At 73.8% G+C, this 23,410-nt stretch carries 14 protein-coding genes and 2 pseudogenes; 11 read left to right on the plus strand and 5 right to left on the minus strand.

The features are described from left to right. Nucleotides 1–150: 150 nt before the first annotated feature. Nucleotides 151–984: a serine protease gene (locus LZF96_RS14150; RefSeq protein ID WP_233871236.1), complete on the plus strand. Its 834-nt coding sequence runs from the start codon at nucleotides 151–153 to the stop codon at nucleotides 982–984. Between the two features lie 261 nt (nucleotides 985–1,245). Here LZF96_RS14150 and LZF96_RS14155 read toward each other — a convergent pair whose 3' ends face one another. Further along, complete coding sequence (locus tag LZF96_RS14155; protein WP_233871239.1) at nucleotides 1,246–1,476, minus strand: hypothetical protein; 231 nt, start codon at nucleotides 1,474–1,476, stop codon at nucleotides 1,246–1,248. A gap of 504 nt (nucleotides 1,477–1,980) precedes the next feature. Here LZF96_RS14155 and LZF96_RS14160 point away from each other — a divergent pair. After that, on the plus strand, nucleotides 1,981–4,134 hold the full coding sequence (locus tag LZF96_RS14160; RefSeq protein WP_233871242.1) for a type IIA DNA topoisomerase subunit B: 2,154 nt from the start codon (nucleotides 1,981–1,983) through the stop codon (nucleotides 4,132–4,134). Between the two features lie 294 nt (nucleotides 4,135–4,428). Then, nucleotides 4,429–5,592: pseudogene (locus tag LZF96_RS14165) on the plus strand (GTP-binding protein); the annotation flags it as partial. Between the two features lie 330 nt (nucleotides 5,593–5,922). Here LZF96_RS14165 and LZF96_RS14170 read toward each other — a convergent pair. Beyond that, nucleotides 5,923–8,385, minus strand: a complete 2,463-nt coding sequence (locus tag LZF96_RS14170) for a DNA topoisomerase (ATP-hydrolyzing) subunit A (RefSeq protein WP_233871245.1) — start codon at nucleotides 8,383–8,385, stop codon at nucleotides 5,923–5,925. Nucleotides 8,386–8,838: 453 nt separating this feature from the next. On the opposite strand from LZF96_RS14170, the gene LZF96_RS14175 reads away from it, so the two are divergent. From LZF96_RS14175 to LZF96_RS14185, 3 genes are all read left to right on the plus strand, one after another. Then, on the plus strand, nucleotides 8,839–10,218 hold the full coding sequence (locus LZF96_RS14175; protein ID WP_233871248.1) for a pitrilysin family protein: 1,380 nt from the start codon (nucleotides 8,839–8,841) through the stop codon (nucleotides 10,216–10,218). 35 nt (nucleotides 10,219–10,253) lie between these two features. Continuing rightward, nucleotides 10,254–11,678 (plus strand): pitrilysin family protein, encoded by a 1,425-nt coding sequence (locus tag LZF96_RS14180; RefSeq protein ID WP_233871308.1) that lies wholly within the window; start codon nucleotides 10,254–10,256, stop codon nucleotides 11,676–11,678. A 314-nt stretch (nucleotides 11,679–11,992) separates the two neighbouring features. Continuing rightward, nucleotides 11,993–12,670 carry a GntR family transcriptional regulator gene (locus LZF96_RS14185; protein WP_233871251.1) on the plus strand — a complete coding sequence of 226 codons (678 nt, stop codon included), beginning with the start codon at nucleotides 11,993–11,995 and terminating at the stop codon, nucleotides 12,668–12,670. A gap of 433 nt (nucleotides 12,671–13,103) precedes the next feature. Here the strand turns inward: LZF96_RS14185 and LZF96_RS14190 are convergent, their stop codons facing one another. After that, nucleotides 13,104–13,388, minus strand: a complete 285-nt coding sequence (locus LZF96_RS14190) for an HPr family phosphocarrier protein (RefSeq protein WP_233871254.1) — start codon at nucleotides 13,386–13,388, stop codon at nucleotides 13,104–13,106. Between the two features lie 365 nt (nucleotides 13,389–13,753). On the opposite strand from LZF96_RS14190, the gene LZF96_RS14195 reads away from it, so the two are divergent. From LZF96_RS14195 to LZF96_RS14210, 4 genes are all read left to right on the plus strand, one after another. Next, nucleotides 13,754–16,720 carry a GNAT family N-acetyltransferase gene (locus tag LZF96_RS14195; protein ID WP_233871257.1) on the plus strand — a complete coding sequence of 989 codons (2,967 nt, stop codon included), beginning with the start codon at nucleotides 13,754–13,756 and terminating at the stop codon, nucleotides 16,718–16,720. A 105-nt stretch (nucleotides 16,721–16,825) separates the two neighbouring features. Continuing rightward, nucleotides 16,826–17,458 carry a DUF5998 family protein gene (locus LZF96_RS14200; RefSeq protein ID WP_233871260.1) on the plus strand — a complete coding sequence of 211 codons (633 nt, stop codon included), beginning with the start codon at nucleotides 16,826–16,828 and terminating at the stop codon, nucleotides 17,456–17,458. After that, complete coding sequence (locus LZF96_RS14205; protein ID WP_374203229.1) at nucleotides 17,455–18,654, plus strand: alkaline phosphatase family protein; 1,200 nt, start codon at nucleotides 17,455–17,457, stop codon at nucleotides 18,652–18,654. Before LZF96_RS14200 ends, LZF96_RS14205 begins: the two co-directional genes overlap by 4 nt. A gap of 96 nt (nucleotides 18,655–18,750) precedes the next feature. Continuing rightward, a complete protein-coding gene (locus LZF96_RS14210) occupies nucleotides 18,751–19,485 on the plus strand; it encodes a thymidine kinase (protein ID WP_233871263.1) in 735 nt (244 codons plus the stop codon). Between the two features lie 85 nt (nucleotides 19,486–19,570). Here the strand turns inward: LZF96_RS14210 and LZF96_RS14215 are convergent, their stop codons facing one another. Next, nucleotides 19,571–20,431: a VOC family protein gene (locus LZF96_RS14215; protein WP_233871266.1), complete on the minus strand. Its 861-nt coding sequence runs from the start codon at nucleotides 20,429–20,431 to the stop codon at nucleotides 19,571–19,573. A gap of 338 nt (nucleotides 20,432–20,769) precedes the next feature. Between LZF96_RS14215 and LZF96_RS14220 the strand changes: the two genes are divergently transcribed. Next, nucleotides 20,770–21,612, plus strand: coding sequence for a sulfurtransferase (locus LZF96_RS14220; RefSeq protein WP_233871269.1), 843 nt, complete (start codon nucleotides 20,770–20,772; stop codon nucleotides 21,610–21,612). A 266-nt stretch (nucleotides 21,613–21,878) separates the two neighbouring features. On the opposite strand, the pseudogene sepH reads toward LZF96_RS14220, so the two are convergent. Next, nucleotides 21,879–22,961 (minus strand): annotated as a pseudogene (gene sepH / locus LZF96_RS14225) (septation protein SepH); the annotation flags it as partial. Nucleotides 22,962–23,410: the final 449 nt, after the last annotated feature.

Below are 23,410 nucleotides of genomic sequence, written 5' to 3' on the forward strand. Positions count from 1 at the left end.
CGTGTCCGTCCCGGATCCCCACCGCAGGAACGGCAGGTCTCCATGCGCGCATTCACCCGGCGTCCCCTCACCCGCCGGCGAGCCGCCCCCCGGCCCGGCGACGCCCCCGGCCCCCGACGCGGCTCCTTTCGGCGCGGTCCTTTCCCTGCGATGCGACGCGCCGCGCTGATCGGCGTGGCACTGGGTCTCTGTGCCCCGCTGGCCGCCGCGCTGCCGGGCGGGGGTACGGGGACGCCCGCGGCGGCCCGGGACGTCGTGGTGGGCGGCCTGCCCGCCCACACCGGTGACAGCCCGTGGGCGGTGGCCCTGGCCAGCCGGGCCCGTTTCGGCGAGTCCCGTTCGGGACAGTTCTGCGGCGGTGCGCTGATCGGGCCGACCACGGTGATCACCGCCGCCCACTGCCTGGACCGCCGCGTGCTGGGCGTTCGCCCCGAGCGCCTGCCGGACCTGCGGGTGATCGTGGGACGCGACGATCTGCGCCGCACGGGTGAGGGACGGGAGATCGCCGTGACCTCCCTCCGGACCGATCCCCGCTACGACCCGTGGACCAACATCGGGGATCTGGCGGTGTTGGAGTTGGCCGAGGCGCTGCCCGCGGGGTGGGCCCTGCCGGTGGCCCGTGCGGGGGACCCGGTGTACGCGGCGGGTACCCCGGCCCGGGTGTTGGGTTGGGGGGACACCAGGGGTGACGGGAGCCACTCCCCGGTGTTGCTGGCCGCGGATGTCCGGATGATCTCCGACGCGGAGTGCGCGGCGGCCTACCCGGGTGGCCCGGAGGGGCGTTTCGTGCGCGGTGAGATGGTTTGCGCGGGCCTTCCGGGGGGTGGCGCGGACGCCTGCCAGGGGGACAGCGGGGGACCGCTGGTGGCCCACGGGCGCCTCGTCGGACTGGTCTCCTGGGGTGTGGGATGCGGTCTGCCGAACAAGCCCGGTGTGTACACCTCGGGCGCGATGGCGGCGCAGCGACTCGGCCTGTCGGGCTGAGCGGGCCGTTCCACCACGGGGTGTGCCCCGCCCTGCCGATTCCCCCGTGCCGCCCCGGCTCCCCGCCCCGGGGCGGCACGGGCACGTCCCGCTGTCCTCCGGTGTCCCCGGTGGGGCCCGAACGGCCCGGGCGGCGGATACCCGGCGCGCCGCACCCGGGCCCGGACACGACGACACGGCCGCCCCCGGGTGGGGGCGGCCGTGTTCGAACTCCGACCGTGTCGGATCAGCTCGCCGGGCGGGCTCCGGGCCCGCGTCGGGTCAGCGCTCGTCCTCCGTGCCGGTCGCGCCGGTCGTGGAGAGCCGCTCCGTCTCGTCCTGGATATCGGCGGCGATCTTCTTGAGCTCCGGAGCGAACTTACGGCCGTGGTGGGCGCAGAACAGGAGCTCGCCGCCGTTCACGAGCACGACGCGCAGGTACGCCTGGGCGCCGCAGCGGTCGCAGCGGTCAGCGGCGGTCAGCGGGGTCGCGGGGGTCAGAACAGTAGTCACGTCGCCTCTTCTCTAGCTCGACGAGCTGTCGTACCAGGGTCAACATCCAACCGGGCCGAAAACGTTCCCGCTCGCGGCTTTTTCTCGGAAATCCCTTCTCGACTTCCTCGGTCACCGGATGCTGCCCGTTGGCGGCGAATGGGCCGTAGTGCGGTGTGGTGCTCGTATGGTCGCGCTGTCGTCGCAGATGGTGGATGATCGGTTTCGCTGGGTGATGGTGTCCCGTTGGTTCTCCGGCCACGGACGCCGTCGCCGCCGTCCTCCCGGGTGGGGTCGGTCGCCGTTGACGAATGCCCTTGTGGAGAAGGACGTGCCCGGAGCCTAATTGGTTCATGCCTCGAAAGGAACGCGATGTGTCACTCACCTCTTCCCGAAATCGAACACCAGATCGGTTCCGGTAGGGTGGGAAGACGCCGGGGTGCCCGGTCAGCCGCGTCGTTGGGCCTCGGTACCCTCTGAGCGGCGAACCCGCCACCCAGCAGAATTCAGCGAGGAGCGAACTGCGTGACCGCCGATACGTCCGTGCCGTCCACCGCGCTGCTCACCGGTGCCGAGACCGGGGGCAACTACACCGCGCGGCACCTGTTGGTCCTCGAGGGCCTCGAGGCGGTCCGCAAGCGCCCCGGTATGTACATCGGTTCCACGGACAGTCGGGGGCTGACCCACTGCCTGTGGGAGATCATCGACAACTCCGTGGACGAGGCCCTCGGGGGCCACTGCGACCACATCGAGGTGATCCTGCGCGCCGACGGATCCGTGGAGGTCCGCGACAACGGTCGTGGCATCCCGGTGGACGTGGAGCCGCGCACCGGTCTGTCCGGCGTCGAGGTGGTGATGACCAAACTCCACGCCGGCGGCAAGTTCGGTGGCGGCTCCTACGCGGCCTCCGGTGGCCTGCACGGTGTCGGCGCCTCCGTCGTCAACGCCCTCTCGGCCCGGCTCGATGTCGAGGTGGACCGCGACGGGCGCACGCACTCCATCGGCTTCCGGCGCGGGACCCCCGGCTCCTTCGCCGGAGAGGGCCCCGACGCGCCCTTCGAGCCCGGTGGCGGCCTCGTCAAGGGCGGGCGGGTGCCCCGCGAGCGCACCGGCACCCGGGTGCGCTACTGGGCCGACCGGCAGATCTTCCTCAAGGACGCCGAGCTCTCCCCGGAGAATCTGTACGCCCGTGCCCGCCAGACCGCCTTCCTGGTCCCCGGCCTGACCATCGTCGTGCGCGACGAGCGGGAGGTGGGGAAGGTCGGCGCCGACGGGGAGATCGCGGAGGGCGACGACGCCAAGGGCACCACCGAGATCTTCCACTACGACGGCGGCATCGGGGAGTTCTGCGAGTTCCTGGCCCCCGACCGGCCGATCTGTGACGTGCTGCGGCTGCGCGGCGAGGGCACCTTCAAGGAGACCGTGCCGGTCCTGGACGACCGCGGCCACATGATCCCGACCGAGGTCAAGCGGGATCTGCGGGTCGATATCGCGATGCGCTGGGGCACCGGCTATGAGACCACGCTCAAGTCCTTCGTCAACATCATCGCCACCCCCAAGGGCGGCACCCACGTCGCCGGCTTCGAACGGGCGGTCACCCGTACCGTCAACGAGGTGCTGCGTTCGGCCAAGCTGCTGCGCGTCGCCGAGGACGATGTCGTCAAGGACGACGCCCTGGAGGGTCTCACGGCGGTCGTCACCGTCCGACTGGCCGAACCACAGTTCGAGGGGCAGACCAAGGAGGTGCTGGGCACCTCCGCCGCGACCCGGATCGTCGGCCAGGTCGTGGCCAAGGAGCTCAAGGCCTTCCTGACCTCGGCCAAGCGGGATGACAAGCAGCAGGCCCGGGCGGTTCTGGAGAAGACCGTCGCCGCCGCCCGCACCCGGATCGCCGCCCGTCAGCACAAGGAGGCCCAGCGCCGCAAGACGGCGCTGGAGTCCTCCTCGCTGCCCGCCAAGCTGGCAGACTGCCGCAGCGACGACGTGGACCGCAGCGAACTGTTCATCGTCGAGGGCGACAGCGCGCTGGGCACCGCCAAGCTCGCCCGCAACAGCGAGTTCCAGGCGCTGCTGCCGATCCGGGGCAAGATCCTCAACGTCCAGAAGTCCTCGGTGTCGGACATGCTCAAGAACGTCGAGTGCGGCGCCATCATCCAGGTCATAGGAGCCGGCTCCGGGCGCACCTTCGACATCGATCAGGCGCGCTACGGCAAGGTGATCTTCCTCGCGGACGCGGACGTGGACGGCGCGCACATCCGCTGCCTGCTGCTGACCCTCTTCCAGCGTTACATGCGCCCGATGGTCGAGCAGGGCCGGGTCTTCTCCGCGGTCCCCCCGCTGCACCGCATCGAGTTGATCAACCCCCGGCGGGGCCAGGAGAAGTACCGGTACACCTACTCGGACTCCGAGTTGCGGGACACCCTGCGGGACCTCACCGAACGGGGCATCCGCTTCAAGGAGTCGATCCAGCGCTACAAGGGCCTGGGCGAGATGGACGCCGACCAACTGGCCGAGACGACCATGGACCCGCGCCACCGCACCCTGCGCCGGATCAACATCCTCGACCTCGAGGCGGCCGAGGCGGCGTTCGCCCTGCTGATGGGGAACGACGTGGCGCCGCGCCGGGAGTTCATCGCGGGCTCCGCCGCCGGTCTGGACCGCTCCCGCATCGACACCTGAGGAAGATCCCGGGGACGCCGGAGGGTGGGTGACAGGCCGCACGGCCTGTCACTCACCCGCCCCGGCGTCTCCGCCCCGGCGTCTCCGCCCCGGCGACGGGGCCGGAACATTCCGGGGAACGACATGGGGGACGGTCGGAATTCGGCCGGGAATCGCCGCTCGCACAGCCGATCCGCATCCCCGCCCCGCCCTTCGGATCGGCGGAACGCGGCGGCCTATGCTGATCACCACCCGCGACGGTGATCGGCGCGGCGGACCTCCCGGCACTGCCGGGCCGACGGAAGGGACGGACAGGTGACGGCGGCATCCGGCGGGCGCATCCCGGTGCTCGTCCTGACGGGTTTCCTGGGCGCGGGGAAGACCACCCTCCTCAACCACCTCCTGCACAACCGGCGCGGGCTGCGCATCGGCGCGGTGGTCAACGACTTCGGCAGCATCGGTGTGGACGCCTTCGCCGTCTCCGGGCAGGTCGACTCGATGGTCTCGCTGGGCAACGGTTGTCTGTGCTGTGCGGTGGACACCGAGGACCTGGACGAGATGCTGGGGCGGCTGGCGGAGCCCTCGGTGGGCATCGATCTGATCGTCATCGAGGCCAGTGGCCTGGCCGAGCCGGAGGTGCTCGCCCGCATGGTGCTCGCAGCCTCCTCCCCCCGGGTGCTCTACGGCGGGCTGGTGGAGGTGGTCGACGCCGCCGAGTTCACCGCAACCCGTGAGCGGCACCCGGGGATCGAGCGGCACCTGGCCGTCGCCGACCTGGTGGTGCTGAACAAGGTGGATCGGTTGCCGGAGGAGCGGTTGGGGGTCCTGCTGGGGGAGGTTCGTGCCCTGGCCGCCGGCGCCCCGGTGGTCACGACCGTCCACGGGCGGGTGGACCCCGAACTGCTCTTCGATCCCGTGCGACGGGGGAGCGACGGCCCCCGGCAGTTGAGCTTCGGAGATCTCCTCGCGGAGGAGGCCGGGGACACCGGAACCCCCGCCGGCCCCGACGACGGACCGGTCGAAACCGGCCGGCCCGGGGAGGGCATCCATCCCTCTCCACCGGTCCCCGTCTGCTGCACGGCGGACGCGGGGGAGGGGGACCACGCGGGCCATCTGCACGCCGGCTACGCCTCGCTGGCCTTCACGGCCGACGAACCGCTCGGCCCACGTCGCTTCGCGGCCTTCACCGAACGTCGCCCGGAGGGCCTGTACCGGATCAAGGGCACGGTCCGCTTCGCGCTCCCGCCCGGTGAGCCGGACCGGCGGTTCGTCCTGCACGCGGTGGGGCGCTTCCTGCGCTACCGCCCCGAGCCGTGGCCCGAGGGGGATCCGCGCCGCACCGAACTCGTGCTGATCGGCGCCGGGATCGACACCGAGGCGTTGCGCGCGGAACTCGAGGAGTGCGTCGGCGCCGGGCCGGAGGACGCCCGGCCCGACGCGCTCTACGGTGTGCTGAGATTCGTCGACCACCCGACCGACACCCCTGCCGACGAACCGGTCGATCGCGAGGAGGCCGGCACCGGCGCCGGTCTTCCCACCCCGGTGGGAGCCGACCGGTGGGCCGGGAGTCCGTGGGCGGGCATCGGATCGTCGGCGTCGCGGGACCCGTACGCCGGCGGCGAGCCGGGCGAACCCGGGGACTCGTACGACACGACGCCCCCGTACGCCGTCGGCGACCCCGGATACCCCGACGATGCGTACCCCGCCGTACTGATCCGGCCGGCGGCACGACGAGTGTGCCCCGCCGTGCCCGGCCCCGCGAATCCCCGGACGTGCCGGTGCCCGCCCGTGCGGGCGGGCACCGGTCGGTCAGACGTCCCGACCGACCGGCCCGGCCATCACCGCGATCGCCTTGGGCACCGGGACACCCGAGCCGTCCCGACGCGGATCGGGCTCCGGCAGCGTCGCCGCCGCGCCCGAGGCGGTGGCGGCCCGGGCGGGCGCCGGCCCGGCCCAGGCGAAGGCGAGACGCTCCTCGTCCTTGAGGAAGCGCTGACAGCGCACCCCGCCGGTGGCCCGGCCCTTGCGCGGGTACTGCTCGAACGGGGTCAGCTTCGCGGAGCCCCGGGACCCCGCCGCCCCGGTACCGGCGGCCATCGTGAAGACCACCGCCTCGACGGCCGGGTCCACGGCCGTGAAGGAGAGCACCCGGCCCCCCTCCGGCAGCTTGACGCCCGCCATGCCGCCCGCCGGCCGCCCCTGCGGGCGCACCTGCGAGGCCGGGTAGCGCAGCAACTGCGCTTCGTCGGTGATGAAGACCAGGTCCTCCTCGCCGGTGCGCAGCTCGACCGCGCCCACCAGTCGGTCCCCCTCGCGCAGCGAGATGACCTCCAGTTCGTCCTTGCCCGCCGGGTAGTCGGGGACGACCCGCTTGACCACGCCCTGCTCGGTGCCCAGCGCCAGACCGGGCGAGGACTCGTCGAGGCCGGTCAGGCAGAGCACCCGTTCCTCCCCCTCGAGGGAGACGAACTCGGCGAGCGGAACGGCCTCGGTGAGACCCGGTCCGGTCGCGTCGAGGGGCAGTTCCGGCAGGTCCACCACCTGTAGCCGCAGCAATCGGCCGGCGGAGGTCACCGCGCCGATCTCGCCACGGGTGGTGGCGGGCACCGCGGAGACGATGACGTCGTGCTTGGCGCGTTTGCCGGCGGTGCTCTGCTCGAAGAGGTGCTCCGGGCCGGTGGTGCGGGTCAGCAGCCCGGTGGAGGAGAGCAGCACCCGGCACGGGTCGTCGGCCACCTGCAGCGGCACGGTGGCGAGCGGCGCCCCGTCCTCCTGCGACAGCTCGGTGCGGCGCGGGGTGCCGAACCTCCGGGACACCTCGGTCAGCTCGGAGGAGACCACCCGGCGCAGCTCGGCGTCGGACTCCAGGATCCGGGTCAGCTCGGCGATTTCCCCGGTGAGGCGGTCGCGCTCGGTCTCCAGCTCCAGCCGGTCGAAGCGGGTCAGCCGACGCAGCGGGGTGTCCAGGATGTAGCGGGTCTGCGTCTCGCTCAGTTCGAAGCGCCCCATCAGCGCGTCCTTCGCCGCCGCGGAGTCGTCGCTGGCGCGGATGAGCCGGATCACCTCGTCGATGTCCAGCAGGGCGATCAGCAGGCCCTCGACCAGGTGGAGGCGGTCCTCGCGCCGACCGCGTCGGTGTTCGCTGCGCCGCCGCACCACCGTCAACCGGTGGTCCAGGTAGACCTGGAGCAGCTCCTTCAGCCCGAGGGTGAGGGGCTGGCCGTCCACCAGGGCCACGTTGTTGATCCCGAAGGACTCCTCCATCGGGGTGAGCTTGTAGAGCTGGGCGAGCACGGCCTCGGGGTTGAAGCCGTTCTTGATCTCGATGACCAGCCGCAGCCCGTGGTTGCGGTCGGTCAGGTCCTTCACGTCCGCGATGCCCTGGAGCTTCTTGGCGTTGACCAGGTCCTTGATCTTCGAGATGACCTTCTCCGGACCCACCGTGAACGGTAGTTCGGTGACGATCAGGCCCTTGCGGCGCGGGGTCACCTGCTCGACGGCGACGGTGGCCCGGATGCGGAAGGTGCCGCGCCCGTTCTCGTAGGCGCCACGGATGCCGTCCAGACCGGTGATCCGCCCGCCGGTTGGCAGGTCGGGGCCGGGGACGAAGCGCATCAGCGTGGTCAGGTCGGCGCCCGGGTGCTTGAGCAGGTACTTGGCGGCGGCGATCACCTCGCCCAGGTTGTGCGGGGGCATGTTGGTGGCCATGCCCACGGCGATCCCGGAGGCGCCGTTGACCAGCAGGTTCGGGTAGGCGGCGGGAAGTGCGACGGGCTCCTGCTCGCTGCCGTCGTAGTTCGGCGCGAAGTCGACGGTGTCCTCGTCGATCGAAGCGGTCATCAGCTCGGCCGGCGAGGCGGAACGGCACTCGGTGTACCGCATGGCGGCGGGCGGGTCGTCGTTGCCCAGGGAACCGAAGTTGCCGTGGCCGTCGACCAGCGGCAGCCGCATGGAGAACGGCTGAGCCATCCGCACCAGGGCGTCGTAGATGGCCGAGTCACCGTGCGGATGGAGCTTGCCCATCACCTCGCCGACCACGCGGGCGCACTTCACATGCGCGCGGTCGGGGCGCAGCCCCATCTCGTGCATCTGGTACAGGATGCGGCGGTGCACCGGCTTGAGACCGTCCCGGGCGTCGGGGAGCGCGCGGGAGTAGATCACCGAGTAGGCGTATTCCAGGAAGGAGCCCTGCATCTCGTCCACGACGTCGATGTCGAGGATCCGCTCCTCGAAATCGTCGGACGGCGGGGTCTTCGTACTGCGGCGGGCCATCGCGGCTGGCGCTCCTTCGGCACGTGACGGACGGTCGGGGACGGGCGATCAGGGCGGGCGGCACGCCGCGGGGCGGGTGCCGACGCGACCCCCGGTGACGCGCGCCGCCGACCATTGTGGACCGTGCCGGTGACAACGAACCGCCGGACCGGTCCGGTTTGATGGCGGCGGATCCGTTCGGGGCTTCGCCCCGCGAGGGCATCCGCGCATACAGTGACAACGTCCGTCCGGGAACCGGCCCGCGGCCGGTCGCCCGGCCGGGCCACGGTACCCGGGTTCCGGGGCACCGTGCGCACCGCCCCCGCCGATCGGCCCGGCGGGAACGGCCGCCGGCCCGTGCGTCCCGACCCGGTTCCGTGCCCTGTCGGCCACCCGGCCGTGCCGCGGGCCCGCCCGCACCGAACCGCCCGTGCCCGCCGGCCCCCCCGTCGGCGACACGACGAAAGGAACCACATGACCATCGGCCACACGGCCACCCCACGGGAGTCCGTCGGCGGACTCACCGCGACCGAGCACCGGCTGGCCAACGGCCTGCGCGTGGTGCTCTCGGAGGACCACCTCACCCCCGTCGCGGCGGTCTGCCTCTGGTACGACGTGGGCTCCCGCCACGAGCGGCCGGACCGCACCGGCCTGGCGCACCTCTTCGAGCACCTGATGTTCGAGGGGTCGGCCCAGGTCTCCGGCAACGGACACTTCGAGCTGGTGCAGGGCGCCGGCGGCTCGCTCAACGGCACCACCAGCTTCGAGCGCACCAACTACTTCGAGACCATGCCGGCCCATGAGCTGGAGCTCGCGCTCTGGCTGGAGGCCGACCGGATGGGCACCCTGCTGACGGTGCTCGGCCAGGAGTCCCTGGACAACCAGCGCGACGTGGTGAAGAACGAACGTCGCCAGCGGTACGACAACGTCCCCTACGGCACCGCGTTCGAAAAGCTGGTGTCGATGGCGTACCCCGAGGGGCACCCGTACCACCACACCCCCATCGGTTCGATGGCCCACCTGGACGCCGCCTCGCTGGAGGACGCCCGGGAGTTCTTCCGGACCTACTACGCCCCGAACAACGCGGTCCTGGCGGTCGTCGGCGACATCGACGCCGAGCGGACCCTGGAGTGGGTCGAGAAGTACTTCGGCACCATCCCCGCCCACGACGGCAAGCACCCGCCGCGCGACGGCACCCTCCCGGAGATCCTCGGCGAGGAACTGCGCCGCGAGGTGGTCGCCGACGTCCCGGCGCGCGCCCTGATGGCCGCCTACCGACTCCCGCACGACGGCACCCGCGAGGCCGACGCCGCCGACCTGGCGTTGACGGTGCTGGGCGGCGGCGAGTCCTCCCGTCTGCACAACCGCCTGGTGCGACACGACGGCACGGCGGTGACGGCCGGGTTCGGCCTGTTGCGGCTGACCGGCGCGCCCTCCCTGGGCTGGCTGGACGTGAAGACCTCCGGCGACGCGGAGATCCCCGTCATCGAGGCGGCCGTCGACGAGGAACTCGCGCGGTTCGCCGCCGAGGGCCCCACCGACGAGGAGATGGAGCGGGCCCGCGCCCAATTGGAGCGCGAGTGGCTGGACCGCCTGGCCACGGTCGGCGGACGCGCCGACGAACTGTGCCGCTACGCAGTCCTCTTCGGCGACCCGCAGCTGGCGCTGACCGCGGTGGAGCGGGTGCTCGCGGTCACCCCGCAGGAGGTCCGCGAGGTCGCAGCCGCCCGACTGCACCCCCGCAATCGGGCGGTCCTGGTCTACGAGCCGGGCGGGGAACCCGCCGACACCGGCGCGGAGACCGAAGCGGACGTCGCCGAGACCACGGGCACCGAGAGCGAGGAGCAGCGGTGACGGACACCGAGACGACCACCGCCGGGGAGACCGGGATGCGGCTGCACCCCCGGCCCGGCAGCGGTACCCCGAAGCCCTGGGCCTTCCCGGCCCCCGACCGCTCCAGGCTGCCCAACGGCCTGACCGTGCTGCGCAGCCACCGCCCCGGACAGCGCGTGGTGGCGGTGGAGATCCACCTGCCCGCCCCGCTGGCCGCCGAGCCCCGGGACCGGGAGGGCGTGGCGACCGTCACCGCCCGCGCCCTGTCCGAGGGCACCGACCGGCACACCGGCGAGGAGTTCGCCGCCGAACTGGAGCGCTGCGGGGCGACGCTGGATTCCTGGGCCGACCACGCCGGGATCCGGATCTCCCTCGAGGTCCCCGCCTCCCGGCTGGGGCGGGGCCTGGAGTTGCTGGCCGACTCCCTGCGGGCCCCCGCCTTCCCCGAGCACGAGGTGGAGCGGCTGGTCCGCAACCGCCTCGACGAGATCCCGCACGAGCTGGCCAACCCGGCCCGCCGGGCGGCGATCGCCCTGTCCGAGGCGCTCTTCCCCGCCGACAGCCGGATGTCCCGGCCCCGCCAGGGCTCCGCGGAGACCGTCGCGCGCATCGACACCAAGGCCGTGCGCGCCTTCCACGAGGCGCACCTGCGGCCCTCCACGGCCACCGCGGTGGTGGTCGGCGACCTGACCGGTGTGGAACTGGACGGGATGCTGGGGGAGACCCTGGGCACCTGGCGGGGCGACGACCGTCCCCCGGCCCCGTACGCGCCGGTGACCGGTGACGACTCGCCGCGGGTGATCGTGGTGGACCGACCCGGTTCGGTGCAGACCCAGCTGCTCATCGGCCGGGTGGGCCCGGACCGGCACGACCGGGTCTGGCCCGCCCAGCAGTTGGGCGTCTACTGCCTGGGCGGCACGCTGACCTCCCGGCTCGACCTGGTGTTGCGCGAGGAGAAGGGCTACACCTACGGCGTGCGGGCGTACGCCCGGGTGCTGCGCTCCTCCGCCGACGGCACCGGTGGCTCGCTGCTGGCGATCAGCGGATCGGTGGCCACCGAGGTCACCGGCGAGGCGATGGCCGACCTGCGCCGGGTGCTGGTCACCCTGGCCGAGGAGGGACTGACCGACGCCGAGCGGGACACGGCGGTGCGGAACCTGGTGGGCGTGGCCCCGCTGCGGTTCGAGACGGCCGCCGCGGTGGCGGGCACCCTCGCCGACCAGGTGGAGCAGGAGTTGCCGGACGACTTCCAGGCGCGGATGTACGAGCGTCTGGCCGAGACCGGCACGGTGGAGGCGACGGCCGCCGCCGTCGCCTCCTTCCCCGTCGACCGCCTGGTGACGGTCCTGGTGGGTGACGCCTCGCGGATCGTGGAGCCGGTGCGCGACCTGGGCTTCGGTGAGGTGACGGTGATCACCGGCGAGGCCGTCGACCCGCAGGCCGACCCCGAGGCGGTGAGCGGGGAGGGCCCGGCCGCCTGACCCCCGGTCCGGTGGGGTCCGGGACGCCCCGGATCCCACCGATATCGGGCGTGGTGTCGGGCAAGCGGGTCCGGTATCCCCGTCCCGCCCTCTCCCCGGCGGCCCGCGGAACCGGCGGACCGAAGGACCGTGATTCCCTGCCCGCCCGCGTACGGCCGGTATCCGCCCGATATCCGTTCACGGCGGCCGAAATCGGATGCCCGGGAAGGGCGCCTATCGGCATCCCGGGATTTTTGCCATACAGTTCGGGGAGGGCCCGGCGTGAATATGGCGGGGTGCAACGGGGCCGGCACCGTTATCAGTGGGAGCTCTTCATGCGTGTCTCCGCGCACACGGTATGCACGGCGATCCGTGACGACATCATCGGTGGGGTGCTGCCGCCGGGCGCCCGGCTCGCGGAGGAGCAGTTGGCGCACCGTTACGGCGTCTCCAGGGTGCCGGTGCGCGAGGCCCTGCGCACCCTGGAGTCGGAGGGCTTCGTGGTCTCACGGCGCCACGCGGGGGCCTGTGTGGCGCAGCCCGGTGACCGGGAGGCCGCCGACCTGCTGGACGTCCGGGGCCTGCTGGAGCCGCTGGGCGCGGCCCGCGCGGCCCAGCGCCGCACCGAGGCCCACCTGAAGGTTCTGCGCGGACTGGTGCGGTTGGGGCGACAACGTGCCGGTCAGGGGCAGGAGGCCGACCTCCGCTCGTTGGGCGACTGGTTCCACGAGACGGTGGCCCGCGCCACCTGCAGCCCCGGCCTGACGTCGATGCTGGTGCAACTGCGCCGCAAGATCACCTGGCTCTACACCACGGAGCCGATGTCGCGGGCGGTACCGCTGTGGCAGGAACGGGGAGCGCTGGTGGACGCGATAGCCCGCGGGGACGCCGAGCGGGCGCGCGCCCTGTCGGTGGCCCAACTCGAGCACTCCACGACGGTGCGCAGAACTCCGCGCCAGGGCGCGGTGAGAACTCCGAAACCTGCCGTCAACACGGCGCGCGGGCGGATTTAACGGGGGTCGTATACACCTGGGTTCACGGCGATTGATTCGGCTCCCGAATCATCGTGTCGATTTCCATCTGCCTGCTTCGGTGAATTCCGGACCGGTCGCGGAGTCGAACATTTGGATCCCGGTTCCCGCGGGTGTCGTGACGGTATCGCGTGACGGCTCCGGGGAAAACGGTGGGGAATTCCCGCCGAAGGCCGAAGGTCGGGCCACCCCGGACCGGAGGAACCCGACCGGCGGGTGATCCGACACGGCACGCCGCCCCGCCCCGTCCCCGGGGACGTGACGCCCCGGGGGCCGGTGGAGCGCCGGCGCCGGAAGCGCCCCCCCGGACGCCACCACCGGTTCCCGACGGCCCGGCCCTCGACGTCCCGGTTCCCGACGCCCCGGGGGCGGCACCCGACCCGGGTACCGCCCCCGCACCGCCGCGAGAGTCGCGTCAGCCCGCGGCGGGGAGCTCCTCCAGCCCTTCGGACACCAGCTTCGCCAGTCGGTCCATGGTCTCCTCCGCCCCGTCGGCCCCGGAGGCCAGCACGACCTCCTCGCCGCCCTCCGCGCCCAGTGCCAGCACCGCCAGCATCGAGGCGGCGTTGACGGCCGGAGCGTCACCCTTGGCGATGGTCACCGGGATTCCGGCACCGGTGACCGCGCGGACGAAGATCGAGGCGGGGCGGGCGTGCAGGCCCTCCGGCCAGCCGACGGTGACACGGCGCTCGGTGGTCATGGTGGTAAGCCCTTCGGGTCGGGGACACTGCCCGGCCGGGCCCCCCGTGGACCCGGACCGTTTCCCGTGGACCCCGCCCGCCGACGGGACGCCGGGCGTCCCGTCGGGGTGCGATCCACGGATCTCCAGCCTGCCCCGGGTGCCCCGGCCGGGCGCACCCGGGGCACCCGGAAGAGCAGTACGCCCCGAACCCGCCCGCCGCCGCGACCCGCCGCCGATCCGCGGGTCGGGACACACGCCGGTCCCGGTGCCGGTCGGCCCCCCGGCCGGCACCCCCGGGTCGGCGGCGGGACGTCCCGAAGGTCCCCCGGTCGGGTCCGGTACGCCCGGTGCCGGGACGGCCCCCCCGGCCGTAGGGTGGCACCATGCCGCCGTCCGCCGCCCCCCAGCCGAGCCCCGACGCCGACTCCGAGTCGCAGCGGTACCCGGCCCACTGGGAGGCCGATGTGGTGCTCCGCGATGGTGGCACCGCGCACATCCGGCCCATCACCGAGGATGACGCGGGCCGCCTGGTGGACTTCTACGAACGGGTCTCCGACGAGTCGAAGTACTACCGCTTCTTCGCCCCCTACCCCCGGCTCTCGGCCCGCGACGTCTACCGCTTCACCCACCACGACCACGTGGACCGGGTGGGCCTGGCCGCCACGGTCGGGGACGAGTTCATCGCCACCGTGCGCTACGACCGGATCGACACGGACGGCCATCCCGCCTCCTTCCCCGCCGACCACGCCGAGGTGGCCTTCCTGGTCGAGGACGCCCACCAGGGCCGGGGCCTGGCCTCCGCGCTCCTGGAGCACATCGCCGCCTGCGCCCGGGAGCGCGACATCCGGCGGTTCGTGGCCGAGGTGCTGCCCGCCAACAGCAAGATGATCAAGGTGTTCACCGACGCGGGTTACTCCCAGCGCCGCAGCTTCGTGGACGGCTCGGTGCACCTGACGCTCGATCTGGAGCCCACCGAGGCCTCGCTGAACGTGATGCGGGCGCGCGAGCAACGCGCGGAGGGGCGGTCGGTGCACCGTCTGCTCGCCCCTCGTTCGGTGGCCGTCATCGGCGCCGGCCGGCGCCCCGGCGGCACGGGCCGCACCGTCCTGGAGCACCTGTTGCGCGGTGGTTTCGCCGGGCGCGTGCACGCAGTCAATCACGCCCTGCCCGCCGACGGCGGACTCCTGGAGATCGGCGGGGCCCCCGCCCACCGCTCGATCGCCGACATCCCCGAACCGGTGGACCTCGCCGTCCTGGCCGTGCCGACGGAGGCGGTCCCCGGCGTGGTGGAGGAGTGCGGTGAGCACGGCGTCCAGGGGCTGGTGGTCATGGCCGGCGCCCCGGACCGCGTCCGCCAGCGCGAACTGGTCCACCACGCCCGCTCGTTGGGGATGCGGATCATCGGCCCCAACGCCTTCGGTGTGTTCAACACCGCCTCCGGTGTGCGGATGAACGCGAGCATGGCCCCCTACCTGCCCCATCGGGGTCCGATCGGCCTGTTCACCCAGTCCGCCGCGATCGGCATCGCGGCGCTGGAGGAACTCGAACGCTGCGGCGCGGGTCTGACCACCTTCGTCGCGGCGGGCAACCGCGCGGACGTCTCCGGCAACGACCTCCTGCAGTACTGGTACGACGACCCGGACACCCGGGTGGTGCTGATGTACCTGGAGTCCCTGGGCAACCCGCGCAAGTTCACCCGTTTGGTGCGCCGGGCCGCGGCCGCGGGGCGACCGGTGGTCGTCGTGCGCGGTGGTCGGCACAGCGGTGGCAGCGTCCCCACCGGCCACGCCGTCCCGGCACTGGGGTCCGGCCGCACCCCCGACGCCACCGTCTCGGCCCTGCTGGGCCGGGCCGGCGTGATCGAGGCGGACACCGTCACGGAGATGGTGGACGCCGGGCTGTTGCTGGCCCGCGGTCCGCTGCCCGCCGGCCCCCGGGTGTCGGTCGTGGGCAACGCCGAGTCGTTGGGCTTGGTGGTGCACGACGCCTGCCGCGCCCAGGGCCTCATCCCGCGACTGACCCCTCCGCTGCCGGCCGACGCGGATCCGGCGGCGTACCGCCGGGCGGTCGCCGCGGCCCTCGCCGACCCGGCGACCGACGCCGTGGTGGTCACCGCGGTGCCGGTGGTGGGCGAGTCGCGGCAGGAGGCGACGGGCGTCGGCTCGGAGCGCTGGGGGCGCGCCCTCACCGAGGCCCTGCACGCCGCCCTGCGCGACGCGGCCCCCGGCACCGGGGACGACCCGGGGGAGGACACCGCGGGCGCCCCGACGACCACGACCGGCCCCGCCGCCCCGGCCCCCGCCCCGCGCCACACCGGCTCCGACACCACCCCGACGGGTGACGACGGGGAGCGCCCCGTCGGCCCCTTCGGCACCAAACCGGTCGTCGTCGCCCACGTCGCGATCGAGGGCCTCGCCGAGGCCCTCAGCGCCCGGGACATCCCCGCCTACCCCTCCGCCGAGCGCGCCGTCCGCGCCCTGGCACACGCCGACCGGCACGCGCGCTGGCGCCGCGCCGCCGGCACACCCGGGAAGGCCCCCCGGTTCGAGGACGTGGACGAGGCCGCCGCCGAGGCGGTGCTCGCCGAAGCCCTCGGCGGCCGGGCCGCCGGCGGACCGCTCACCACCCCCGCCGGGATGCCCGGGGCCCCCGCGGCCGTCCGCAGCACCCCCCTCGCCGACGAGGCCGCCCACCGCCTGCTCGCGGCCTACGGCATCCACGTCCTGCCCGCCCTGCCGGCCCCCACCGAGGAGGCCACGGTGGAGGCCGCGGAACGCCTGGGGTACCCGGTGGCGCTCAAGACCACCGCCCCCCACCTGCGCCACCGCGCCGACCTCGGCGGCATCCGCCTCGGCCTCGGCTCCGTGGACGACCTGCTGCGGGCCCGCGCCGGGATGATCGCCGACCTCGGCGGCCCGGCCGGGCTGCGCCCCGTCGTGCAACCGATGGCCCCGCGCGGCGTGGACACCGTGGTGCGCGCGGTGGTGGATCCGTCCATCGGCGCCGTGCTCTCCTTCGGCCTGGCCGGCCCCGCCTCCGAACTCCTCGGTGATCTGGGTCACGCCCTGCTGCCCCTCACCGACCGGGCCGCCGCCGAGGTGATCCGTTCCATCCGGGCCGCCCCGATGCTCTTCGGCTGGCGCGGCGCCCAACCGGTGGACACCGCCGCCCTGGAGGAGATGCTGCTGCGCCTCGGCCGACTCGTGGACGATCACCCCGAGGTGGCGGCCGTGGACCTCGAACCCGTCGTGGTCTCCGCCCGGGGCGTGGCCGTGCTCTCCGCCTCGGTGCGCGTCGCGCCCGCTCCGCCCCGCAGCGACCTCGGCCCCCGCCGGCTCGCCTCCTGGTGAGCCGGCGGGGGCCCGACGGGGCGCCGGGCGGGCGCGGCGCCGGCACGCGGACGCCGGGCCCGCTCGGGGACGGCGCGGTCGGTACCGCCCCTTAGGATGGACCGCATGGCGAAGACCGGTACCACCACCCAGGGGCTGCGTGCGGCGATCGAGCGCAGCGGCTACTACCCGGCGCTCGTGGCGGACGCGGTCGAGTCGGCCGTGGGCCGGGAGCCGGTGGTCTCCTATCTGGTGCACCAGGAGACGACCTTCGACAGCAACGAGGTCCGCCGGCACGTCACCGTCCTGGTGCTGACCGCCACCCGATTCGTCGTCAGCCACACCGACGAGCAGCCCGCCGACCCCGGCGCCCCCGCGCCCTCCGGCCGGGGCTCCGACCCCGCCCAGCCCGCCGAGCCGGTCGCCTACGCCACCACCTCGACCGAGTCGGTCCGGCTGGAGCGGATCTCCTCGGTGGTGCTCAGCCGGGTCGTCGCCGACCCCGAGTCCTACACCCCCGGCACCCTGCCCCACGAGGTGGTCCTCACCATCGGCTGGGGCGCGGTCTCCCGCATCGACCTCGAGCCCGCCGGCTGCGGCGACCCCGGCTGCGAGGCCGACCACGGCTACACCGGCTCCACCACCGCCGACGACCTGTCGCTGCGCATCAGTGAGGCGGGTGACGGCCCGGAGACCGTTCGGCAGACCCTGGAGTTCGCCCGTGCCCTCTCCGAGGCCACCGCCCCGACCGGCCGGTGACCCGGGTGCCCTCGGACGCCTACGACGAGCCGCCGCTCCCCGACCCGGCCCTGGCCCCGGTACCCGCCTGGGGCACCGCCTCGCTGGCGGACCTGCTGCCCGCCGCCCTCGCCGGCATGGGCGTGCCCGGCCCCGCCACCGGACTGGTCCTGCCGGCCGCCGATCGGGTGTGCGTCTTCCTGGTGGACGGCCTGGGGTGGGAGGTGCTGTGCGCCCACCCGGCCGAGGCCCCCTTCCTGACCTCGCTGCTGCCCGGCTCGCTCGCCGGCAGCGGCCGGCCCGCCACCGCCGGCTTCCCCTCCACCACCGCCTCCTCGCTGGCCTCGGTCGGCACCGGTCTGCCGGTCGGCGCGCACGGCCTGGCCGGCTACCGGGTCCTGGACCCGGCGGCCGACCGGTTGATGAACCAGCTGCGCTGGGATCCGTGGACCGATCCCCACCTGTGGCAGCCGCACCCCACGGTCTTCCGGCTGGCCCACGAGGCGGGGGTGGCCACCTGTCAGGTCTCCGCGCCGGCCTTCGAGCACACCCCGCTGACCCGGGTGGCGCTCAGTGGCGGCCGGTGGTTCGGCCGCCTGGACCCGGGTGAGCGCATGGACCTGGCGGCGAGCCGGCTGGCCGTCGCCGACCGGGCCCTGGTCTACACGTACTACGCGGACCTGGACGGCTGCGGTCACCGCTTCGGCGTGGACTCCCCGGAGTGGCGCGCCCAACTGCGGATCGTGGACGGCCTGGCCCGTCGGCTGGCCGAGCAACTCCCCCCGCGCTCGGTGCTGTACGTGACCGCCGACCACGGCATGGTGGACGTGCCGATGACCGAGGAGTCCCGCTACGACGTGGACGAGGATTGGGAGTTGGGCGCCGGCGTCCGGCTGCTCGGTGGCGAGGGCCGCGCCCGGCACGTCTATGCCGTCCCGGGCGCCGCCGCCGACGTGTACACCGTTTGGCGGGAGGTGCTGGGGGAGGACGCCTGGGTGGTCGGGCGGGAGGAGGCCGTCGAGTTGGGCTGGTTCGGGCCGCCGAAGACCGTGGAATCACGGGTGGTGGGACGGCTGGGCGACGTGGTCGTCGCGATGACCGGCACCGCCGCCGTGGTCGCCGGCTCCACCGAGCCCAACGAGTCGGCGCTGATCGGTATGCACGGCTCGCTGACCTCCGCCGAGTTGGACATCCCGCTGCTGGAGGTCCGTACCTGAGCCGGTCACCCGCCACGCCGTGACCCCGGGTCCGGCGAAGAGCCCCACGCGATGCCCCGCGTCCGCCCCCGCCCGCCGCACCGAAAGCCCCCATCCGTGGCCGAACTCGCCTTTTACGCCGGAACGATGAACTGCGGGAAGAGCACCCTCGCCCTGCAGATCCAGCACAACCGCTCGGCCCGCGGGCTCCGGGGCCTGATCTTCACCCGGGACGACCGGGCGGGGGAGGGGCGGCTGTCCTCCCGGCTCGGCCTGGTCACCGAGGCGATCGAGACCGACGGCGCCTTCGACTTCCACCACCATCTGGTGCGCCGGCTCACGGCGGGTGACCGGGTGGACCACCTGATCGTGGACGAGGCCCAGTTCCTCTCCGCCGCCCAGGTCGACCAACTCGCCCGGATCGTCGACGACCTGGGCATCGATGTCTTCGCCTTCGGCATCACCACCGACTTCCGCACCCGGCTGTTCCCCGGTTCCCAACGTCTCATCGAACTCGCCGACAGCGTCCGGACCCTCCAGGTGGAGTCTCTGTGCTGGTGCGGGGAGCGCGCCACCCACAACGCCCGTACCGTGGACGGCCGGATGGTCGTCGAGGGAGAGCTGGTGGTGGTCGGTGACGTGGACGGCGAGCCCGCCGACGGGGCCGGGGACCGGGGCGCGGTCGGGTACGAGGTGTTGTGCCGGCGCCACCACCGGCGGCGGCTGACCGCCGCCTCGGCCGGCGCGGCCCGCCTCTCCCCGGATGTGCTCCCGGTCGATCCCCCCGAGGACCCGGCACCGGCCCGACCTCCTGTCCCGCGGGGTGGGCGGGGCCCGATCCGTATCGGCTGATCGCACGGACGATCGAGGCGTTCCCCGGTCGGGGGCCCTCCGGCCGGGTTCCACGCGTCGTTCCACACGACGTGCGTCGGGGTCCTCAGCCGCCGGTCGGGGCGTCCGCCGGTCGCACCAGGCCGAAGGGCGCGCCCTCGGGGTCGGTCACCCGAACGAAGTCGCCGAACGGCGCCGGCCGCACCGGTCCCAGCACCTTCCCGCCCAGCCGACCGACCCGGTGGGCGGCCTCCTCCGGGTCGGCCACCGAGAAGTAGGTCACCCAGCAGGCACCGTGCCCGGGCGGCAGACCGGTCGCCCCCACACCGTGGATCCCGGCCACCGGTCGGCCCCCGTGGTGGAGCACCACGTAATCCCCGGTGTCCCCGGTATCCGGAGCGCCCCCGACGTCATCAACACCCTCGGATCCCGCCGGCGCCCACGGACCTCCGCCCCGGTGTTCGGTGCGGGGATCGTCGTCGAAGACCAGCGAGTAGAACTTGCTCACCATCGAGGAGTCCACGGTCACCAACTCCGTCCACACCGGGGCCCCGGGGCGGGTGGAGAAGGGCGTGCCGTGCACGGCACCGGCCTGCCAGACGCCGAACACCGCGCCCAACGGATCGGCGGCCAGCGCGACCCGCCCGGCCCGCTCCACGTCCATCGGCCCCACCGCCGGTGTGCCGCCGCACTCGCGCACCAGGTCCATGGTGGCGTCCGCGTCGGCGGTGGAGAAGAACGGCACCCAGGCCACGGGGTGCCGACGGCCCGATGCCGTCCCGCCCAGGCCGGCGATCGGCCGACCGTCCACCATCGCGTTGAGGAACGGGCCCAGCATCTCCGGACCCGCCTCGAACTCCCACCCGAGCAACTCCCCGTAGAACCGCCGACCGGCGTCGAGGTCGTGCATCATCACGCTGACGAAACAGGGGATGCCGGGGGTGGGTCCGCTCACGGATTCGGTCATCGTCGCCTCTCCTCGGAACTGAACCGGGTGCTTCCGGTCACCGCGCTCCCGGCGCCGTGCGGCGGACACCGTCCGAACCGCCGGTCGATTCCGTTCGCCGGGCCCGGGGCGATGACACCGGTGTCACTGTCGATGCTCCCACCGATCACCTCCCGCGTCGTCGTCCGGGGCCGGAGTGGTCCGGGGTGTCGCGGGTTTTCGTCCGGAGCCCGACCCCGTCACGTTCGGAACGTGTTCGACGCGATACCCCCCGTGCCCGACGTCGAGGTGTTCGGACCCGTCCGGGCGGCTACGCGCCCCGGCCCACCCGAGCACCGCCCGCACGGGACAATGACCCCATGACCGCAGCGATCATCTCCCCGGACGAGCTCGCCGCCGTGCTCGCGGACCCCCACACCGACGCCGAACCGCCGGTCCTGCTCGACGTGCGATGGAACCTCGGCGGACCACCGAGACGTGAGGAGTACGGGCGCGGCCACCTGCCCGGCGCGGTGTGGATCGATCTGGAGACCGAACTCGCAGGACCGCCGGGAGCGGCAGGCCGCCACCCGCTGCCCGACCCGGATGTCCTGCGGGACGCGATGCGCCGCGCCGGCGTGGACGACGACAGCCACGTCGTGGTCCACGACGGCGGTCCCGGCTGGGCCGCCGCCCGCGCCTGGTGGCTGCTGCGTCACGCCGGGCACGAACGGGTGCGTGTGCTGGACGGTGGCCTGGCCCGCTGGAAGGGCCCGCTCACCACCGAGGTGCCCGACCCCCGGCCGGGGACCTTCACCCCGCGGTTCGGGGCCATGCCGGTGCTGGACGCCGACGCCGCCGCCCGCCTGGCCCGCGACGGCATCCTCCTCGACGCCCGCGCCCCCGAGCGCTACCGGGGCGACACCGAGCCGATCGACCCGGTGGCCGGGCACATCCCCGGCGCCCGCTCGGCCCCCACCACCTCCGCCGTCGGATCGGACGGCGCGCTGTTGCCGGCCGACGAACTCGCCGCCCGTTTCACCGCTCTGGGCGTCACCCCCGGCACCGGGACGGGCGTCTACTGCGGATCGGGCGTCTCGGCGGCGCAGCAGGTGCTGGCGCTGTCCCTGATCGGGGTGCGGGCCGCCCTGTACCCGGGCTCGTGGAGCGAGTGGTGTGCCGACCCCGCCCGGCCGGTGGCCGTCGGCCCCGATCCGGGCTGAGCCGCCCCCTGCCGATCCGGTTCGCGCCGGTCCGGTCCGGACCCGAACGCTCCGCACGGGCCGGACCGCGTCGGGCTGAGAGCCCGGGCCCGCTCGGACCCGCTCGGACCGGCCCGAGCCGGCCCGAAAAGGGCTGAACCCCGGTCGGTGTCGGACCGGGCCGGTGCGAGAATCCTCCCGGGCCGACGCCGATCCCCGCGCCGGGCCGAAGGCCGGTCGGGGCCGTGCCGAACCGGGTCGGCACGGCCCCGAAGGCCGGACAGGACACGGCGGCGGGTGCCGAAGACGATCTCGTCCCAGCTGGGCACCGCCGCGCGCCGTCCGGGCCGCACGCCGTCCGCTTCGGCCTGTCGATCGGTGGTGCCGACCAGCCGGTCCCGGTGGCCGCTGACCGCCCGGGGCATCAACACGTCCGCGTACGCCGCGCCCGCACCCGCCGCGGAGGCCGCGCGCTCGGCCGGGGGTTCCTCCCCGACCTCCTCCTCGACGGCCTGCGGCTCCTCGTCGTCCGGCGGGGGGCGGTCCGGCACGACGAGGTCGCCCCGGAAGCTGGGTACCGCCTCCAGCAGACTGGTCAGCGAGTCCTGGTCGTTCGGCGAGGAGGTCCGGGAGTCGGGGGACGCCGAGGACATCGCCGCCGCCGGATCGGTCACCCGGTCCCGGCCGGGTCGGGCCCGACCCGCCTCGCGTTCACCTTCGCGCGGAAGGCGGGCGATGCGCGGCACGAAGGGCGTACTGGGGGAGGGGGTGTCGTCCACGTCGCCGAGTAGCGCCCGTGCCTCGTCGTCGACCGCCTGCACCAGCCGGCGCGGAGGGTCGTACATCCAGCTCGCGGAGTGCGTCTCGCCGGCGACCCGGTAGACCAACAGCACCTCCCAGGTGCCGTCGTCGCGCCGCCAGGAGTCCCAGCGAACCGTGTCCCGATCGGCGCCGCGCACCAGCAGCCGCTCCGCGACCGCGTCACCGAGCTGCGGGCCGGTGGTCTCACCGGAACGCCGCACCGGGGTCTTGCGGGCGCGTTCGGCCATGAAGGCGCGCTCGGCGAGCACCGGCCCCTCGAAACGCCGCACCCGCTCCACCGGGATGTTCGCGAACTGCGCGACCTCCTCGGCGGTCGCACCGGCCCGTATACGGGCCTGGATGTCGCGGGGGCGCAGGTGGCTCTCGACCTCGATCTGACCCAGACGCGCGCGATCGTTGCGCACGGCGGCGCGCAGACGTTCGTCGATCGGCAGGGTGTATTCCGTGTTGTCGGCAGCCTTCAGCACCAGCCGTGTGCCGTCGTTGCTGACGGCCACGACACGCAGTTCGGGCATGAGGACCTCCCGGGTGGTGCCTGCCGACGTCACGTGCGTCGCTGGTTCTCGCTGGACGAGTGTGGCCTGCCCGGGTGCAGCCTGCCACAACCCTGCGGACCAGCCCGGAGTGTCGGGCCGGGGCCCGGGGAGCCGTCATGGCGACGCCTCACCTCCCTGCCACCCCGCGGGGCCGATGGTTTCGGCCCCTTCGGATGGTCGGTCGGCCCACGCCGCCGGAATGGCCACACTACTCCATAGGGGCCATCCGGGAGGGGTGGACGCGCCAATCCGGATCGGCTCCCCGGGGGGCCGGGAAAGCCCCGCGGAACCTCCCGAATCGGCCTCCTCCGTCCGGCGGACGGCCCGTCTCCCGTCCCCGACCGGCGGGTGATCGGGGACGGAAGCCCCTTTCGGGGAGAGTCCGGGAAGCGCGGAGGGGGCCCGGACGGGGTGCTCGACGAACGTCCCGGAAAGGGGCGGACGCGGTCCCCGGAGGACGG

The sequence above is a fragment of the Streptomyces sp. ST2-7A genome, assembly GCF_021390475.1.
Lineage (GTDB): Bacteria > Actinomycetota > Actinomycetes > Streptomycetales > Streptomycetaceae > Streptomyces.

Excerpts from the sequence above, each read along its gene's own strand:
- LZF96_RS14185 (WP_233871251.1), top strand. The coding sequence starts at position 11,993 with ATGCGTGTCTCCGCGCACACGGTATGCACGGCGATCCGTGACGACATC.
- LZF96_RS14175 (WP_233871248.1), top strand. The coding sequence starts at position 8,839 with ATGACCATCGGCCACACGGCCACCCCACGGGAGTCCGTCGGCGGACTC.
- LZF96_RS14170 (WP_233871245.1), bottom strand. The coding sequence starts at position 8,385 with ATGGCCCGCCGCAGTACGAAGACCCCGCCGTCCGACGATTTCGAGGAG.
- LZF96_RS14195 (WP_233871257.1), top strand. The coding sequence starts at position 13,754 with ATGCCGCCGTCCGCCGCCCCCCAGCCGAGCCCCGACGCCGACTCCGAG.
- LZF96_RS14180 (WP_233871308.1), top strand. The coding sequence starts at position 10,254 with ATGCGGCTGCACCCCCGGCCCGGCAGCGGTACCCCGAAGCCCTGGGCC.
- LZF96_RS14220 (WP_233871269.1), top strand. The coding sequence starts at position 20,770 with ATGACCGCAGCGATCATCTCCCCGGACGAGCTCGCCGCCGTGCTCGCG.
- LZF96_RS14200 (WP_233871260.1), top strand. The coding sequence starts at position 16,826 with ATGGCGAAGACCGGTACCACCACCCAGGGGCTGCGTGCGGCGATCGAG.
- LZF96_RS14190 (WP_233871254.1), bottom strand. The coding sequence starts at position 13,388 with ATGACCACCGAGCGCCGTGTCACCGTCGGCTGGCCGGAGGGCCTGCAC.
- LZF96_RS14150 (WP_233871236.1), top strand. The coding sequence starts at position 151 with ATGCGACGCGCCGCGCTGATCGGCGTGGCACTGGGTCTCTGTGCCCCG.
- LZF96_RS14215 (WP_233871266.1), bottom strand. The coding sequence starts at position 20,431 with ATGACCGAATCCGTGAGCGGACCCACCCCCGGCATCCCCTGTTTCGTC.